Below are 15,924 nucleotides of genomic sequence, written 5' to 3'. Positions count from 1 at the left end.
TTGACGAAAAATATCATTGTTGAATTAAACGCCTTTCTATAGTAAAATATTATATTCATTTTTTATACTTTTGGGGGTTCCTTTATGGAAGAGATACTTGATTTACTGCGTCAGAATGCACGTCTTTCTGTTGAAGACATTGCAGCTATGACAAAGAAAACTACGGACGAGGTTAAGCAGATTATTAAGAAGCTTGAAGACGACGGAGTTATTCTCAAGTACGCGGCCATTGTGAATCCGGAAAAAGACAGAGTCGCGAAGGACAAGGTTGTCGCGGAAATTCAGATTCAGGTTCAGCCGCAGCGCGAGCACGGCTTTGATGCCATTGCGGATAGAATTTACCGCTTTCCACAGGTTAAGTCGCTTTATCTTATGAGCGGCGGTTATGACCTTAAGGTTTTGATTGAAGGTGACAATCTTAAAGATGTTGCCCTTTTTGTAAGCGAAAAGCTTTCTACTCTCGAAGGTGTTCGCTCAACTAAGACTAACTTTGTTTTGAAAACTTATAAAGAAAACGACATTGTTTATGTTGAAGATGAGAGAGACCGCCGCGAGGGTGTACAGGCATAGGACTATAAATGAATACACGAGAAGATAAATTCAGCTCAAAGATGATGGAGATTCCGCCTTCTGGAATCCGTAAGTTTTTTGAGCTTTGCATTGGACATGATGATATTATTTCACTGGGTGTCGGCGAGCCTGACTTTCCGACTCCATGGATTATGAGGGAAGAGGCTTTTTACCATCTGGAAAAGGGCCACACTTCTTATACTTCTAACTGGGGTTTGATTGAGCTTCGCGAGGAAATTGCAAAATACCTTGAACGCTACAAGCTTTACTATGACCCAAAAACTGAGATTCTGCCGACAATCGGTGCCAGCGAGGGACTGGACCTTGTGCTCCGTTCTATTTTGAATCCGGGGGACGAGATTATTGTATGCGAGCCTTGCTATGTTTCTTATCAGCCGCTGGCTGCCCTTTGCGACGCTAAGGTTATTCACCTGGACACAAGTGTGAACGGATTTTATCCTACTGCTGAACAGATTGAAGCGGCCTGCACTGAGAAAACCAAGGCTGTAATGTTCTGTTCGCCAAGTAACCCGACCGGCCGCATTATTCCTGCCGACGAGCTTGCAAAAATTGCCGAGGTTGTAAAAAAGCATCAGATCTGGTGTCTCAGCGATGAGATTTACTGCGAGCTTTTGTATGATGGACACAAGCATGTTTCAATCGGTGAGTTCCCTGGCATGAAAGATTACGCAATTATTTTCAACGGCTTTTCTAAGTCTTTTGCCATGACCGGCTGGCGTATCGGTTACATTGCAGCTCCTCATGACTTACTCGTACAGTGCTGTAAGCTTCATGCTTATTCTTCTATTTGTCCGCCGATTTTCAGTCAGTATGCGGCTGCAGAAGGCCTCCGCCACGGCTGGGATGAGGTTGAAAAAATGCGCGTAAGCTATCAGCAGCGCCGTAATATCATGCATAAGGCTTTTGTTGATATGGGCCTCCCTTGTGTTGAACCTGAGGGTGCTTTTTATATGTTCCCGGATATCCGCCCTACAGGAATGACTTCCGAAGAATTTGCGACAGAGGCTATTTCAAAGTATAATGTAGCAGTAGTTCCGGGCACTTGTTTTGGTCAGGGCGGTGAGGGCTTTATCCGCTGCTGTTATGCAACTGATATCAATAAAATCAAGATTGCTATGGAAAGACTTGCTCAGCTTGTAAAAGAAAAAACTGGCAAATAAAACGGAGAAAGGTAAAGACGGATGATTTTTTCAATCTTAATTGCTGTAATAGTTGCGTTACTTCTTATTACTATAATCTTTACGGTTAAAGGAATAAAACGTAAGGATGAGAAAAAAGATGTAAGCCAGAAGATTCAGAAGAAGGGAAAATCTGCAATTCTTAAAGAAGCAGAAAAAAAACTTGCACATGATCCTCACAATGTTCCTTCTCTGGAGCTTATTGGCGACCTTTATTACGGTGAAAAAGACTGGGAAAAAGTCTGGAATATTTATAAAACTCTTTATGATATTTCTTCAGTCCATCCGGAGGTAGATATTGCAAAGTCTGCCCTCCGTATGGGTATTGCTGCTTATAATCTTGGAAAGAATGAAGATGCTATAAGTGCACTTATGCTTTCCATTAAAAAAGATCCGAATAATTTTGAATGTAATATGACCCTTGGAAGAGCCCTTATGAAATCTAATGCCTTTGATAAAGCAGTTTACTGTTTTAAAAAGGCAAAGGCGATTCAGCCGGAAAATAATGAAGTAAATATGCTTCTTGGAACAGCTCTCTATAAAAATCAGAAATACAGAGATTGTCTGCCTTTCTTAAAACGTGTACTTGATGAAAATCCGGGAAATAAGGAAGTTCTTTTTGAAATGGCTGTTTCCATGACTGAATGCGGTATGGGAGATAAGGCTCTTAAGGTATTTATGCATCTTCGTCCGGATCCGGAATTTGGTGCCCAGGCTTGTCTCGAAGCCGGTAAAATGCACGAGCGTGTAAAAGATTTTGCCAATGCGGTAAAAGATTACGAAATTGCCCTTCGTCTTCCTAATGTGCAGGAACAGATTTTGCTGCAGATTAAATATCGACTTGCCAATACCTGTATTGGTTTGAATGATATTTCAAAGGCCTTGATTTATTTACGTCAGATTCAGGCGGCAAAGCAGGGCTATAAGGATGTTGATGCCCTAGTTACCCGCTATGCTGAATTAAACCAGAATAAAAATCTTCAGACTTATCTTATGTCCGGCACCAGTGATTTCGTGGCTTTGTGCCGTAAGTTTATTGCGACTTATTACAAGGATGCCTTTGTTAAGGTAGAGGATGTTCAGGTTGCATCTGAAAGTGTAGAAATTATCTGCGAGGTTGAAACTTCAAAATGGGAAGCAAAGCAGATGTTCCGTTTTTACCGAACTCAGAATGTTATTGGTGATATTAATGTCCGCGATTTCCACAGTAAGCTTCGTGATACAAAGTGCGACAATGGTGTCTGCATTACTATGGGAAACTTTTCGGAAAGTGCGCATAAATATATCGACGGCCGCCCTGTAGATTTAATCGAAAAGGATGAACTGGTTAAAATTCTGAAAAGAATTAATATGTTTAATTAGCCGAATTATGTCATGCTGAACTTGTTTCAGCATCTGATAATAGACCCCGAAACGAGTTCGGGGTGACGGGCAATATTTATGAATATCTGTTTATTTTCAAAAGAAGAAATATCTCACCCCCTGCCACTGCGCGATGAACGTGCCCAGCATATAATTAAGGTTCTTCACAAAAAGGCCGGCGATTCTTTCACAGCCGGTGTGATTGACGGTTCAAGCGGAAGTGCAGTAATCCGCGAAATAAGTGACGATGGAATAGTTTTTGATTTTACTGCCGGCGGCGACGGTAAGCCTCTTACTAAGCTTGAAATGATAATTGGTTTTCCTCGTCCTATTCAGCTCAAACGTCTTTTACGCGATATTGCGGCTCTTGGTGTGGGGCGAGTTCATCTAACCGGTACAGATTTGGGCGAAAAATCTTACATGCAGTCTAATCTTGTGGAGAGGGGCTCTGCTTATCAGATGCTGCTGGACGGAACCGTTCAGGCGGGCTCGACACATGTTCCGGAGTTGTGTCTTTATAAAACCATGGATGAATGTCTGGAGGCTGTAACAGCCGGGGAGGATGGAACTGCTGCTTTGGCCGGGGTTCTGCTTGCCCTCGATAACGTAAATCCTTCGGCGCGGCTGGCTGATGCTGTAAAGCAGGCTGGTTCTGTAGGGGCGGTTGAAGGCTCTCGGGTGATTGCCGCTATTGGCAGTGAGCGGGGCTGGACAGACAGAGAACGCCGTTTACTTGAAGATAAGGGCTTTGTACGCTGTGGAATGGGAGAACGTATAATGCGTACTGAGACTGCGGCTACAGTTGCGGGTGCGATAATTCTGTCAGAACTGGGGATTATTTAGATTCATTAATCTTCTTCAGAATATTTTCCATCGAATCAATCAATTCTGAAACAGTTTTAAAATTCTCACTTAAATTCAGCTGATAAAAAATCTGGGTGCCAACCTTGAGAGGCTTTATAAGGCCTGAGTCTTTGAGAACTTTAAGGTGGTGGGAAATTGCAGGACGAGAAAGCTTTGATTTTGCAGAAAGATTAGAAACATTTATGCCTTCTTTACCGGCTTCTGCAATATCCATAATCAGCTGCTGGCGGTATTCATCGCTCATGGCAATAAAAAAAGGAACGCAGGAATTTAAGGTTTTCAGAGTCTTCTTGATTTCGGCTTTATCTATCACTTTTTTACCTCTACAAATAAGAATAAAATGAAAAATCTCACTTGTCAATATGATTAAATGATTAAAAAATTAAACATTTAATCAAAAATTTATTGACTTTAAAAGCTTCTGTTATTATATTCTCTGTTATAAGGTTTAAGTGTTTAAGAAATTAAACGGATAAACTAAAATTATAAGGAGATTTTTTAGTATGAAAGCAGCTAGAGCTTTTTTTAAGCGCCCATGGATTATTATCGCTGTTTGCGTAATCCTTACAGGCCTTCTCGGCTTCTTTGTAACAAGCCTTGGAATTGACAATTCTATTCGTCAGTTCCTTCCACAAAAAGACGCTTCTTATACTCGTCTCACTGAAACAGAAGATCAGTTTGGAAGCATGATTGTAATTGGCGTAAGTCTCGAATCTACAAAAGGTACCGTACTTACACCGGAAAATATTGAAGTTGTCAGAAAGATTTCTGACCGTGTTCTTGAGCTTCCTCAGATCGAGGGAGTTGATTCACTTACTCATATTGATTATGTCTGTGAATCTGATGGTTCGATTTCTGCCAGCCAGCTTATACCTGATACTTACACAGGCTCTGCTGAAGATATCGCCCAGCTGGAAGGCCGCCTTGCAGAATGGAGCGACATGTACAACCGCGTTATTGTAAATGATGATAATACTGCAACTCAGATGCAGATTACTCTTCACTCAATGACTCCTGAAGAAAAAGCCACTTCAAAAATCACAGATGCTGAACGTCAGCAGAAAATCCTGGAAGAGGTTAGGGCTATAGTTCTTGAGGAAGTTGAAGGGCATCCTCTTAAGTGTAAGATTTACGGCGATCCTGTAGTTGCAGAAAGTGCCCGCAAGTTTATGATTTCTGACCTTTGTGCCTTGATTCCTCTTGTAATCATTGTTGTTTTGCTGTCACTTTTCTTCAGCTTTAAGACACTGGATGGAACTCTGCTTCCGCTTATCACAGTTGTTATGTCAGCCGCCTGGACAATGGGACTTATGGCTTTGCTTGGAATCACCTTTACTCTGGTTTCAAGCGTTATTCCTGTTGCCTTAATAGCCGTTGGTTCTGCTTACGGTATTCACGTTCTTACACATTATTATGTTGCACTTGATGGGGTAGAAGGAGAGCTTACCCGTGAAAAATATGAAGAGGCAATTTTTGCCGGACTTAAAGAAGTAATGAAGGCTGTCCTCCTTGCCGGCATTACTACAATCGTGGGCTTTATCTCCCTCGTTTCAAGTCCTATTGAACCTCTTCACAGCTTTGCAATCTTCACTGCAATTGGTGTTGGTATTGCTCTCCTGCTTTCCATCACTTTTATTCCGGCCCTGCTTTTGTGCAAGGACTTTAAGAAGGTTCAGGCCGGCCGTGAAAGAATGAAGCATCTTACAGAAAAGGTTCAGCGTCGTCTTGAACGTGCCCGTCAGCTTGCCGGTGGTAAGGAAATGAAGGAAGCAAGTGGAAATACTCTTTACAGTATTTATCACTTCTTCTGTGGCAGCCGTGTTCGTCTTGTTCTTTTTACCCTTGTGATTCTGGGCATATCTTATGCCGGCCTTCGTATGCTCAAGATTGATACTGCGATTGTAAATTACTTCCCTGAGAACTGCCAGCTTCGTCAGGATATCAAATCTATTGATAAAAACTTTGCCGGAACTAACAGCCTTTACTTTACAATTTCCGGTCAGGAAAAGGGTGACCTTACAAAGCCTGAGATTCTCAAGGCTGTTGATGATATGCAGACTTACCTTGCTGAAAATTACGAGGGAATAGGTAAAATTGTTTCTTTCACAACCTTCATTAAACGTATAAATCAGGTATGGCATGTACCGACAAGTGAGGCTGCGGGTGCTGACTCGGGTCTGGCTGCCGGTGATGATTCCATGCTTTTGCCGCAGACTGCAAATACAGATGCGGGCGAAGGTTTTGATGACTTTGACAGCTTTGATGACTTCGGTGATTTTGGCGACTTTGCCGCAGATGACGGCTTCGATGATTTTGGAGATTTTGGTGATTCTTCTGAAACTACAGCCACTTCAGCCGTTGCAGATACAGACTGGGTTGACCCTAACATCGAATATGCAGAAAAGCTTTCTAAGCCTATGACCACTCAGGAAGTTCTTGCAATGCTCAACCGTGCTTATGTAGCTGCCGGAGCAAAAAATGCTACACCAGAAAAAATGCTTACCGAACTCGAGAAAGAATGCAACTATAACGGAATGGCTTACTATGAGATTCCTTATGATCCTGCAAAGTATCCTGTTCCTACTCGCGAAGAGCTGGCTGGTGTTGTAAACGGATATCTGACCTTGCTTTCTGGTTCTCTCGACCGCTTCGTTGATGATGACATGAGCCCACGTGTAATGCGTGTTACTTGCCAGCTCCGCAACCACTCAACAGAAGAAACTGGTGACATTATAGCCGCTGCAAAGAACTTTGCCGCAGAGCACTTCCCTGAAGGCTACACAATCGAAGCAACCGGTGCCGGTGAAATGGAATACACAATGACAAAGATGATTGTATCAAGCCAGATTCAGAGCCTTTTGATTTCTCTGATTTCTGTCTTCATCATCATCACAATTGCCTTTGGTTCAGGCTGGGCCGGACTTGTTGGTGCAGTTCCTCTCGCCCTTGCAATTCTTTTGAACTACATGGTAATGGGCTTTGCCGGAATCAACCTTGACCTTGTAACAAGCATTATCGCTTCAGTTGCAGTTGGTGTCGGCATAGACTACACAATCCACTTCCTTACAACTTATAAGGAAGAGCGTGCAAAAACAGACAACCTGGAAATTGTTACCCGCGAGACCTTCCGCAAGTCTGGTCACGGTATTGTAACAAACGCCCTTGCAGTTGGACTTGGCTTCCTGGTTCTCTGCTTCTCTAAGTTCGTCGTACTCCGCTACATCGGTGTACTCGTAGCAATCGTAATGTTCACATCAAGTTACCTCGCAATGACAATCATTCCTGGAATCCTGAATGTGTTCGAACCTAAGTTTATTTCTAAACAGAAGAAAAATAAATAAATAGATCCCCGGGTCAAGCCCGGGGATGACAGATGTGTCATCCTCCGGCTTGACCGGAGGATCCAAATAAGGAGATATAATATGAAACATTCAAAGACACTTGCAGTTTTGACTGCACTTACAATTTTCGCTGGTTCAGCTTTCGCAGATGCAAAGGGAACTGAAATTATGACAACTGTTGCAGACTTCAAAAAGCCTAGCTTCTCTCGCAGCCAGGTTATTATGAGCCTGCAGGACAAGAGCGGTGCAAAAGAAGACCGCCAGATTATTGAGTACGGAAAAGAAGCTGACGGTAAAACTTACGTTGTAATGGACTTCAAGGGACCTGCTAACGTAAAGGACACCCGCTTCCTTCAGATTACAAATGACAATGGTCCTGATGACAAGTTCATCTATCTGCCATCGCTTAAATCAGTTCGTCGTGTAAACTCTAGCGAAGGTTCAAAATCCTTTATGGGTTCAGATGCAACTTACGATGATCTTTCAACCCGCGACGTTTCAGAAGATGATCACCAGTATCTGCGTGAAGAATCTATTACAGTAGAAAGCGGCAAGGCTTATGACTGCTATGTAATCAAAGAAGTTCCTCTCGACAAAAAAGGAACTCAGTACAACTACCGCATGGTTTGGGTTGATAAGGAAACAATGTACCCGATCCACACAGAGATGTACGACAAGAACGACAAGCTGGTAAAGGTTCTCGAAGTTTTGAACATTCAGAAAATCGACGGCTACGATATGCCAATGGAAAACAAACTCAAGAACGTTCAGACCGGCCACAGCACAACCCTTAAGATTCTTAAGGTTGAGGTAGATAAGCCACTCCCAGACAGAGTATTCACACAGAACTTCCTTACTACAGGAAAATAAGAGGCATTCTATGAAACTTAATAAATACATTCTTATGGCTTCGGCTCTTTTGATGGGAGCTGCTGCTTATGCCGATGACTTTGACGATTTCGGCTCTTTTGGTGATGATGGTGCTGACAGCGCTGCCAGCAAAATTGAAGTAAATGGAAGTGCGGAAACAGAAATCCGTGCCTATGTTGATACAAGCGATAAAGAAGATAAAGATGGTGCAGACAAAGTAGAAATGGATGTTACACCTTCTGCTTCGATCGACCTTTCTTACAGCGGAAATAAATCTGACATTTCGCTTACTTTGAAAATTGATGAGGACACAATCAAAAATCATCCGGAAGATGTAATTGATGAAGCTGTTCTCCGCGGCTACTTTGGAAACCTCACCCTTGAGGCTGGTAAAATGAAGGTTGTATGGGGTAAGGGAGATAAGCTCCACGTGCTCGATAACTTCAATGCAGACGACTATTCAGATTTTATCATTCCTGATTATCTGGACCGCCGCATCAGTACTCCAATGGTTCGCGCAGTTTACAGCCTGCCTTTTGCGAACATGAATCTTGAAGGCGTGTATACACCACTTCTTCCTGTAGACAGATTTGCAAGCGATGGACGCTGGACTCCGGCTCAGGTAAATGCTTTGACAGGTGCTGTAACAGAAGCTGCAAAGAATAAAGTTGCCGATGCCTTTACAAGATATACAAGTGCTACTGCAACTGCAGGAACCCTGAAAGCTCTTGGAGCAGATGCACAGGCGGCAGAGACTGCATATAAAACTGCAATGATGACAGCTGCGGCTCAGGAAGCGGCAGGTGCAAACTGGTCAGGTATGACAGAAACTCAGAAAGCACAGGCAGTTGCTGACTGTATGGCAAATTACGACGCAATTATGGCTACACAGAAAACTACTATTGAAACTGGCCTTAGAACTGCAGGTATGGGAGCTTATATTGATAATCTGAAAGTTGCCGCAGAAACTTATGCTGTAGCCTGCAAGGAAACCGGCTTTACTGCTGACGATATTGAAGATGAGGTAAAGGCTGCCGGAACTGAATATATGCTGGCACTTGAGAATGCAAATACACTTTCTGCAAATCCGGACGTAATTTACCCTGATCTGTGGACACTTAAATACGGACAGTTTGGAGGCCGTGCAACCTGGACACTCGGTCAGGTTGATATGGGAATCAGCTACTACAACGGCTGGTACAAGCAGCCTTCATTTAATGCCGAAAAACTGGATAGTTTTTTGAATGCTTATCTTGCAAATGGCTCTGTTTCAGAAGAAGATAAATTCCTTGCTTACGACAAAAAACAGACCTTCGGACTTGAAGCATCTTCTGTAATCTGGCACTTCAATGTACGCGGTGAGTTCGCTTACAATCTTACTGATGATGTTGATGGTACAGATCCTTGGGTACACAACAACTCAATTGCCTGGTTGGGCGGATTTGACATCGACCTTCCATTCTGGAACGCTAACCTGAACGTACAGGAAACTGGAAGCTTTATCCTTCACGGAGATGAATGTGATGATTTTGCTGCTGACGTAGATTACAACAGCAAGGGCTACACAAACAACAAGCTTGTATGTAACATCACAACTTCATTCCTTAACGATAAGCTTGCTCCAGAAGTAACAGTAATGTATGGTATTGAGCGCGGCGACCTTGTTGTAATGCCAAAGCTTGCTTTTAAGCCGGATCAGAATCTTACACTTACTGCCAGCGGTATGATTATCAACTGCGCAGATGAAGACAGCGAGTTCTACGGCTGGAGAAAGAACAGCTTTGCAAGTCTTACTGCAGAATATGCATTTTAATGAATGATGTGGTTTCGATACGCCCTTTGGGCTACTCAACCACCGGTGATTGAGTAGGCTGAAGGCCGTATCGAAATCACCATTTTTTCTTTCTTTTCCTCTTTTACAATCTTTAAAATACAATTAAAATGGGGGAGAGGTTTTTGAATTGAACAACGAAAGAATTAAAGAAATCCTGCTGGACCTTTCTCCCTGTGAGATTGATTTTACAGTTATCCAGACAGGTAAAGAAAGCAAAAGAGTAAACGGATTTTATAAACCGGATACACACGAAATCTATATACATAATCTGAACTTAAAAACTGATAACATGCTGATTTATACAGCAATTCACGAATATACCCATCATCTTTGTACTATAGAAAAGCAGGAAAATGACCCGAGCTATGGCAAAGCCTGCAAGGTTCACACCCAGGAATTCTGGGCAAAGTTTGGAGACCTTCTCAAAATTGCAGAAGAAAAAGGTTATTACTCAATCGGCTGGGAAAGCAACGAAGAACTCAAGGCTCTTACTCAGGACATCAAGGAAAATTACCTTGCAAAAAACGGTCAGCTCATGCAGGAGTTTGGTAAAAAGCTTGCCCGTGCCTTTGACCTTTGTCAGGAAGCAGATATCCGTTACGAAGATTATGTAGACCGTGTTCTATGCCTACCACGCAATGCCGCAAAAGACATCAGAAAGGTTGGTGCTATAGAGGTAAATCCTGCCATCGGTTTTGAAAACATGAAGGTGGTTGCCAGTGTTCGCAAAAAGGATGACCGTGCTCAGGTTGAACAGGAATTCCTGAATGGCGGAAAGAGCCCTTCTTCTGTCCGCGAAATGATGAAACAGAAATCAGCTCAGGCAAGCGGAAATGATCCTAAAACAAAGCTTGAACGAGAAAAGTCCCGCCTTGAAAAAACAATTGCCCAGCTTACCCAGCGCCTTGAATATGTGGAGGAAAGCCTTGCCAGTTTGTAAATCAAAAAAGACTGTTGCTTTGACGGCCGGACTTCTTTTATGTGCAGCTTTTACACTTTCCCTTTCTGCTCAGTCTATGGAAATGCCCGAAATGCCGGAGATGCCTTCCATGCCGGCGGTCGGAGGTGGTTTTTATACACCAAGTTTTCCTAACCGCCCTAATAAAACAAAACAGTCAACAACAGATGCAGAAGCTTCGAAAGAAAAAACAGAATCAGTTCTTACAGAAGCAATTACCCCGGAAAGTGTACTGACTTCTGCCTTGAACAAAAGTAATACACTGACTGCAACGGATATTTCTTCTCTTTATGATTCAGGACTTTTTAGTAATATTTCATCACTTGGTTCTGCAGGCAGTCTTTCAAATTATTCAACATCAACTTCGACAAACGTTCTGCTTCAGCAGGTTTTGAATAATCTTAATGATTTGAAAAAGCAGCAGCAGAGTGCAAGTCCAAAAGAAAAGAATGAACTGAATGCAACAAAAACAGATGCAGAAAGCTTTAAGAAAAGAGAGCCCTCTGTTTTACGATTTAAGGTAAACGGCTATAACATTTCGGACTCATTAACAAAGGTGTTTTTCAGCGATACAGAAGCAGACGGAAGTTTTCTTTTTACCGGAGACAGAAAATACTTTGTCGGACAACAGGTTCGCACTGAAACCTTCTATATGCTTTTTAAGACTGTCAGTTCAAACGGTTCTTCACTTACATATAAAGTACAGCCAAGTATTGTACAGGATTATAAGAATGAAAATTCTTATATGTACAGACTTGCCGGTGTAAAAAATCTTACTGCCGAAAAAACAGGAAATCTTGTTGTTATTCATTATTCAAGCGATTCTGTTAATGCTGATGTACTGCTTGATATAGACAGTAAGTAGACATTCGGTGGTTGAGTACCGAAGGCGTATCGAAACCATCTGTAAAGGTATTTATTTATGATAGATTTAATCGAAGGACTTAAAAAATGTGGTATTCCGGAAGCATTTTGTGCTGATCTTGCACAAAAGATGGAAGCCTATATAAAAGAAATCATACTTTTTAATTCTGCTTACAATCTTACAAATACCAGTGACCGCGATGAATTAGTAGTGCGTCATATTTTCGACTCTCTTGCCGCCTGGGGAAAAATAAAAAATCTGGTTTCGATACGTTCTTCGGACTACTCAACCAGCGGAGAAACTCTTGTAATTGCTGACATTGGCAGTGGTGGCGGGCTTCCCGGAATTCCGCTTGCGGCTGCCTTTTCGCTTTGCCCCGAATTCAGTAATGTTCGTTTTGAACTTGTAGAGCGTATGGAAAAGCGCTGTGCTTTCCTTGAAAACTGCGCCGCAATCCTGGGTCTTAAAAATGTTACTGTTGTAAACAGCGAAGCAGAAAGAGTGGCGGCAGAAGCCTATGATTTAATTACCTTCAGAGCCTTCCGTCCGCTGGACAAAAAAATGACTAAAACGCTTTTACGCATAGTAAAGCCTTCAGGATTTCTCTGTGCCTATAAAGCAAAAGAAACAAGTATAAAAGAAGAAATGGATGCAATCGTTTCTCTGGTTCCTGATTATCAGGTTCAGCCTCTTTCAGTTCCGGGACTCGAGGATTCCGAACGAAATCTTGTAATTATAAGAAAATAGATGCCGAAACAAGTTCGGCATGACCTGTCATCCTGAACTTGTTTCAGGATCTATGTAGGAGATATTAATGAGCTTAATAAAAAAAGATAAAAACCGTACACCTGCCCAGGTAGTGGTACAGGATGTAGTAAAAGTAAAAAAGAATGAAAGGGTTTTGATTATTGCAAATCCGGCTACTGCAGAAATTGCCCAGGATTTGTATGCAGCCAGCTGTGAGGCCGGTGCAACAACAACCCTTATGTATCAGCCGGATAAAACTTCTTTTGATAATGCTAACCCGGAAGTTCTTGCTGCAATTGCAAGTCAGCCTGAGGTTTGTTTTTCTATTTCAAATATCAAGCTTGGAAAAGATCCACAGGCTACGGCAAATCCATATACAACAGAAGACGGTCAGAAATTTACTCATATTTTTGACTACCTTATGGATGGAAAGAAAACAATGCGCGGGGCCTGGACTCCAGGAATTACCCCGGATATGATGAACCGTACTGCTGCCATAGATTACAAGGAGCTGCAGACCCGCTGCGCAAAACTTACAGAAATCTTTAAGGGAGCAGTGAGTGTACGGGTAACAGCACCGGCCGGTACAGACCTGATAGTTCCGGTTAATGGACGTGCTCTTCTGTCAGATGACGGAGATTTTTCAAAGCCTGGAAGCGGCGGAAACATTCCGGCTGGTGAAGTATTTATTAGCCCTGTAGTTGGCGGAAGTCAGCTTAAAGGTGCAGACGGAAATGTGCTTGAGCAGCAGAGCGACGGCTGTGAAGGCGTAATTGTTTATGATGGTTCCATGACTTTTTCTGACGGAGACTCAATCCTCGAAACACCTATTACCTGTAAAGTAGAAAAGGGGTACGTAACAGAAATTACAGGCGGAGCCGAAGCCCGCAGACTTCTCAAAACAATTATGGAAGCAGAGCTCAGACCTTTTGTTCTCGAAAAGGAAGGAAAACTTCCACAGGGACAGGCTGCAGTTTATAAGAAAAATGCCCGCAATATCGGTGAACTTGGAATCGGTTTGAATCCGGCTGCAAATATAACCGGAAATATGCTGGAAGATGAAAAAGCTTTCCATACCTGCCATTTTGCAATCGGTGAAAATTACGACAACGATGCGCCAAGCCTGATTCATCTGGATGGCGTAGTTCGTGAACCGACAATTACTCTTACTTATAGTGATGGTAGTACCCGTACTATTTTACAGGATGGAGCACTTTTATGAGTAAAAAAAAGGACAGAAGAATAAAGCGTTTACAGAGGCTGCCTGTCTGGCCTGCTGTAGTAGAAATGATTATAACAGAGCTGGTCATTTTTTCACTTTCTTTATTTATTTGTGCCTTATCGCTCTTTGGTATCTTAAACACCTTAATCCTTAATATAGCAAACGAATGTCAGACTGTAGTACAGGCTGTAGAAGAAAACTGGTATAAAGAAAGCAGGGAAGATTTGCAAAAACGTCTTTCTTCATTTGAAGAATCTTACAGTGATATTAATAAAATCTATATTGATGACAGCAATAACATCAAAGGACTCTTTCCTCAGTTAAAAGACTACTATGATTCCGAAGCAGAAAGACTTCTTGAAAGTGTTGGAATGGTTCATTTTTTTGATAAGGAATATAATGAGGAAAACCTTAATCTTTTCTTTTCAAATGGAAAAATAAAGCTTTCTGTAAGTGACCTTGAATCAGAGGATGATGAATACAATATAAATTCAGCAGAGCAAGATTTTTCAGCAATTTTAATAAATCCAAAAAATCTTGCAAAATCAGTAAACCTCAAGCAGGTTCTTAGAGACAGGGAATTTCTTGGCTGGGCTTCGCTGGATAGTATTGGGCTTCATGTAATTTCTATTTATGCGACAAAAATTCCAGGAGTTCATCTTTGCTTTAAGAATGTTTATAAATTGAATGCTTTTCAGTTCAATCTCTTTTGTACCATTCTTGTTTTCTTTATGCTTACAATTATTGCAAGTGTAATTTATGAAATAACAAAGGTTGTTAAACTGATTCATGAAAGAGTAAGATTAAACAAACTTGTTACAACAGATACAATTACAGGTGGATACAATAAAGATTATTTTCTGCAGAAAGCTAAAAAAGAAATATCCCGCGGCCATCGCAATTATGCAGTCGTTCAGCTTCGTTTAGAAAAATACAGGAATTTCTGTATGGCTTACGGAGTTAAACAGGGTGAAAATCTTCTGGAAGAATTAAATGCAAATATGGTAGAACTTCTGGGTAAAAAAGAAATTGTTGCCCATGTAGAAAAATCAGATTTTGCTCTTTTGCTTTCTTATCAGAATGAAGAAACATTAAATATCCGTATAAAGAATATAATGAATATTCTTCGTGAAAGACGGGGTGGACAGCATCTTACTTTCTCTGCCGGAGTGTGCCCGGTAATGTCAAAGAACTGTGATGTTTCTCTGGTGCTTACCTGTGCAGGTCTTGCTGTTCCAAAGACAATTAAATTACAGGACGAAATTGTATGGTTTGATGATTCAATGAAGGAAGAACAGGTCTGGGAACGCCGCATTGAAGATGATATGGAAAAGGCTCTGGAAAATCATGAGTTCCAGGTTTATCTTCAGCCAAAGTATTCTACAAAGGGAGAAAAACTTTCTGCAGCAGAGGCCCTTGTAAGATGGACTCATCCGGTACTTGGTTTTATAAGCCCCGGAAAGTTTATTCCAATTTTTGAAAGAAACGGTTTCATTCTGCAGCTGGATGACTACATGCTGGAAAGTATTGCACATCTTCAGGCGGCATGGGCAGAGCAGGGAAAAGAACTTGTTCCAATTTCAGTAAATGTTTCTCGTGCTCATTTTGCAGAAGATAATCTTGCTGAGCATATCTGTGGGATTGTAGATAAGTATAAGGTGCCACACCAGTATATTGAACTTGAACTTACAGAATCTGCCTTCTTTGATGATAAGACTGTCTTGCTAACTACCGTTCGTAAGTTAAAAGATTTTGGATTTAAAGTGTCAATGGACGATTTTGGAGCAGGCTATTCATCATTAAATTCTCTCAAAGAATTGCCGCTTGATATTATTAAACTTGATGCAGAATTCTTCCGAAGTGTAGATGATATAGAGCGTTCAAATCTTATAGTTGGACAGACAATTACACTTGCCAAAAAACTTGGAATGGAAATTGTTGCAGAAGGAATTGAAACCCGTGAACAGGTAGACTTCCTTGCAAAACAGGATTGTGACCTTATCCAGGGCTTCTATTTCTCAAAACCACTTCCGGTTGCTGAGTTTGAAGAAAAAGCATATCCGGTGGTTGAGTAGACCGAAGGTCGTATCGA

The 15,924-nt window shown here is 41.7% G+C and carries 13 protein-coding genes; 12 read left to right on the top strand and 1 reads right to left on the bottom strand.

Going from position 1 to position 15,924, the window contains the following annotated elements; all coding sequences use genetic code 11:
• Positions 1 to 84 precede the first annotated feature (84 nt).
• The 4 genes from G626_RS0105005 to G626_RS0104990 all read left to right on the top strand — a co-directional run bounded on the left by G626_RS0105005 (position 85) and on the right by G626_RS0104990 (position 3,974).
• Positions 85 to 570, top strand: a complete 486-nt coding sequence (locus G626_RS0105005) for an Lrp/AsnC family transcriptional regulator (protein WP_022931693.1) — start codon at positions 85 to 87, stop codon at positions 568 to 570.
• A gap of 8 nt (positions 571 to 578) precedes the next feature.
• On the top strand, positions 579 to 1,751 hold the full coding sequence (locus G626_RS0105000; RefSeq protein WP_022931692.1) for a pyridoxal phosphate-dependent aminotransferase: 1,173 nt from the start codon (positions 579 to 581) through the stop codon (positions 1,749 to 1,751).
• A gap of 21 nt (positions 1,752 to 1,772) precedes the next feature.
• Positions 1,773 to 3,131: a tetratricopeptide repeat protein gene (locus tag G626_RS15465; protein ID WP_022931691.1), complete on the top strand. Its 1,359-nt coding sequence runs from the start codon at positions 1,773 to 1,775 to the stop codon at positions 3,129 to 3,131.
• A 78-nt stretch (positions 3,132 to 3,209) separates the two neighbouring features.
• Complete coding sequence (locus tag G626_RS0104990) at positions 3,210 to 3,974, top strand: RsmE family RNA methyltransferase (protein ID WP_022931690.1); 765 nt, start codon at positions 3,210 to 3,212, stop codon at positions 3,972 to 3,974.
• Here the strand turns inward: G626_RS0104990 and G626_RS0104985 are convergent.
• Positions 3,967 to 4,308: an ArsR/SmtB family transcription factor gene (locus G626_RS0104985; protein WP_022931689.1), complete on the bottom strand. Its 342-nt coding sequence runs from the start codon at positions 4,306 to 4,308 to the stop codon at positions 3,967 to 3,969. The genes G626_RS0104990 and G626_RS0104985 overlap by 8 nt on opposite strands.
• 190 nt (positions 4,309 to 4,498) lie before the next feature.
• On the opposite strand from G626_RS0104985, the gene G626_RS0104980 reads away from it, so the two are divergent.
• The 8 genes from G626_RS0104980 (at position 4,499) to G626_RS17295 (ending at position 15,907) form a co-directional block, all read left to right on the top strand.
• Entirely contained in the window at positions 4,499 to 7,336 is a 2,838-nt protein-coding gene (locus tag G626_RS0104980; RefSeq protein ID WP_022931688.1) for an efflux RND transporter permease subunit, read from the top strand.
• 81 nt (positions 7,337 to 7,417) lie between these two features.
• Positions 7,418 to 8,206, top strand: a complete 789-nt coding sequence (locus G626_RS0104975) for an outer membrane lipoprotein-sorting protein (RefSeq protein ID WP_022931687.1) — start codon at positions 7,418 to 7,420, stop codon at positions 8,204 to 8,206.
• A gap of 10 nt (positions 8,207 to 8,216) precedes the next feature.
• Positions 8,217 to 10,019: a hypothetical protein gene (locus G626_RS0104970; RefSeq protein ID WP_022931686.1), complete on the top strand. Its 1,803-nt coding sequence runs from the start codon at positions 8,217 to 8,219 to the stop codon at positions 10,017 to 10,019.
• A 148-nt stretch (positions 10,020 to 10,167) separates the two neighbouring features.
• Positions 10,168 to 10,980 (top strand): hypothetical protein, encoded by an 813-nt coding sequence (locus G626_RS0104965; RefSeq protein ID WP_022931685.1) that lies wholly within the window; start codon positions 10,168 to 10,170, stop codon positions 10,978 to 10,980.
• The gene (locus G626_RS0104960) at positions 10,967 to 11,863 is read left to right on the top strand and encodes a hypothetical protein (protein WP_022931684.1); all 897 of its coding nucleotides are present in this window, start codon (positions 10,967 to 10,969) and stop codon (positions 11,861 to 11,863) included. Before G626_RS0104965 ends, G626_RS0104960 begins: the two co-directional genes overlap by 14 nt.
• Before the next feature lie 57 nt (positions 11,864 to 11,920).
• Positions 11,921 to 12,610 (top strand): 16S rRNA (guanine(527)-N(7))-methyltransferase RsmG, encoded by a 690-nt coding sequence (gene rsmG, locus G626_RS0104955; protein ID WP_022931683.1) that lies wholly within the window; start codon positions 11,921 to 11,923, stop codon positions 12,608 to 12,610.
• A 67-nt stretch (positions 12,611 to 12,677) separates the two neighbouring features.
• Positions 12,678 to 13,832: an aminopeptidase gene (locus G626_RS0104950; RefSeq protein ID WP_022931682.1), complete on the top strand. Its 1,155-nt coding sequence runs from the start codon at positions 12,678 to 12,680 to the stop codon at positions 13,830 to 13,832.
• On the top strand, positions 13,829 to 15,907 hold the full coding sequence (locus G626_RS17295; RefSeq protein ID WP_022931681.1) for a putative bifunctional diguanylate cyclase/phosphodiesterase: 2,079 nt from the start codon (positions 13,829 to 13,831) through the stop codon (positions 15,905 to 15,907). Before G626_RS0104950 ends, G626_RS17295 begins: the two co-directional genes overlap by 4 nt.
• Positions 15,908 to 15,924: the final 17 nt, after the last annotated feature.

This window comes from Treponema bryantii NK4A124, from assembly GCF_000421345.1.
GTDB classification, from domain to species: domain Bacteria; phylum Spirochaetota; class Spirochaetia; order Treponematales; family Treponemataceae; genus Treponema_D; species Treponema_D bryantii_B.
Note: the sequence above shows the minus strand (reverse complement) of the source record. Positions and strands in the feature narration are given on the sequence as shown.

Coding starts and splice junctions, on each gene's coding strand:
- G626_RS0105005 (WP_022931693.1), top strand. CDS start 85: ATGGAAGAGATACTTGATTTACTGCGTCAGAATGCACGTCTTTCTGTT.
- G626_RS0105000 (WP_022931692.1), top strand. CDS start 579: ATGAATACACGAGAAGATAAATTCAGCTCAAAGATGATGGAGATTCCG.
- G626_RS15465 (WP_022931691.1), top strand. CDS start 1,773: ATGATTTTTTCAATCTTAATTGCTGTAATAGTTGCGTTACTTCTTATT.
- G626_RS0104990 (WP_022931690.1), top strand. CDS start 3,210: ATGAATATCTGTTTATTTTCAAAAGAAGAAATATCTCACCCCCTGCCA.
- G626_RS0104980 (WP_022931688.1), top strand. CDS start 4,499: ATGAAAGCAGCTAGAGCTTTTTTTAAGCGCCCATGGATTATTATCGCT.
- G626_RS0104975 (WP_022931687.1), top strand. CDS start 7,418: ATGAAACATTCAAAGACACTTGCAGTTTTGACTGCACTTACAATTTTC.
- G626_RS0104970 (WP_022931686.1), top strand. CDS start 8,217: ATGAAACTTAATAAATACATTCTTATGGCTTCGGCTCTTTTGATGGGA.
- rsmG (WP_022931683.1), top strand. CDS start 11,921: ATGATAGATTTAATCGAAGGACTTAAAAAATGTGGTATTCCGGAAGCA.
- G626_RS0104950 (WP_022931682.1), top strand. CDS start 12,678: ATGAGCTTAATAAAAAAAGATAAAAACCGTACACCTGCCCAGGTAGTG.
- G626_RS17295 (WP_022931681.1), top strand. CDS start 13,829: ATGAGTAAAAAAAAGGACAGAAGAATAAAGCGTTTACAGAGGCTGCCT.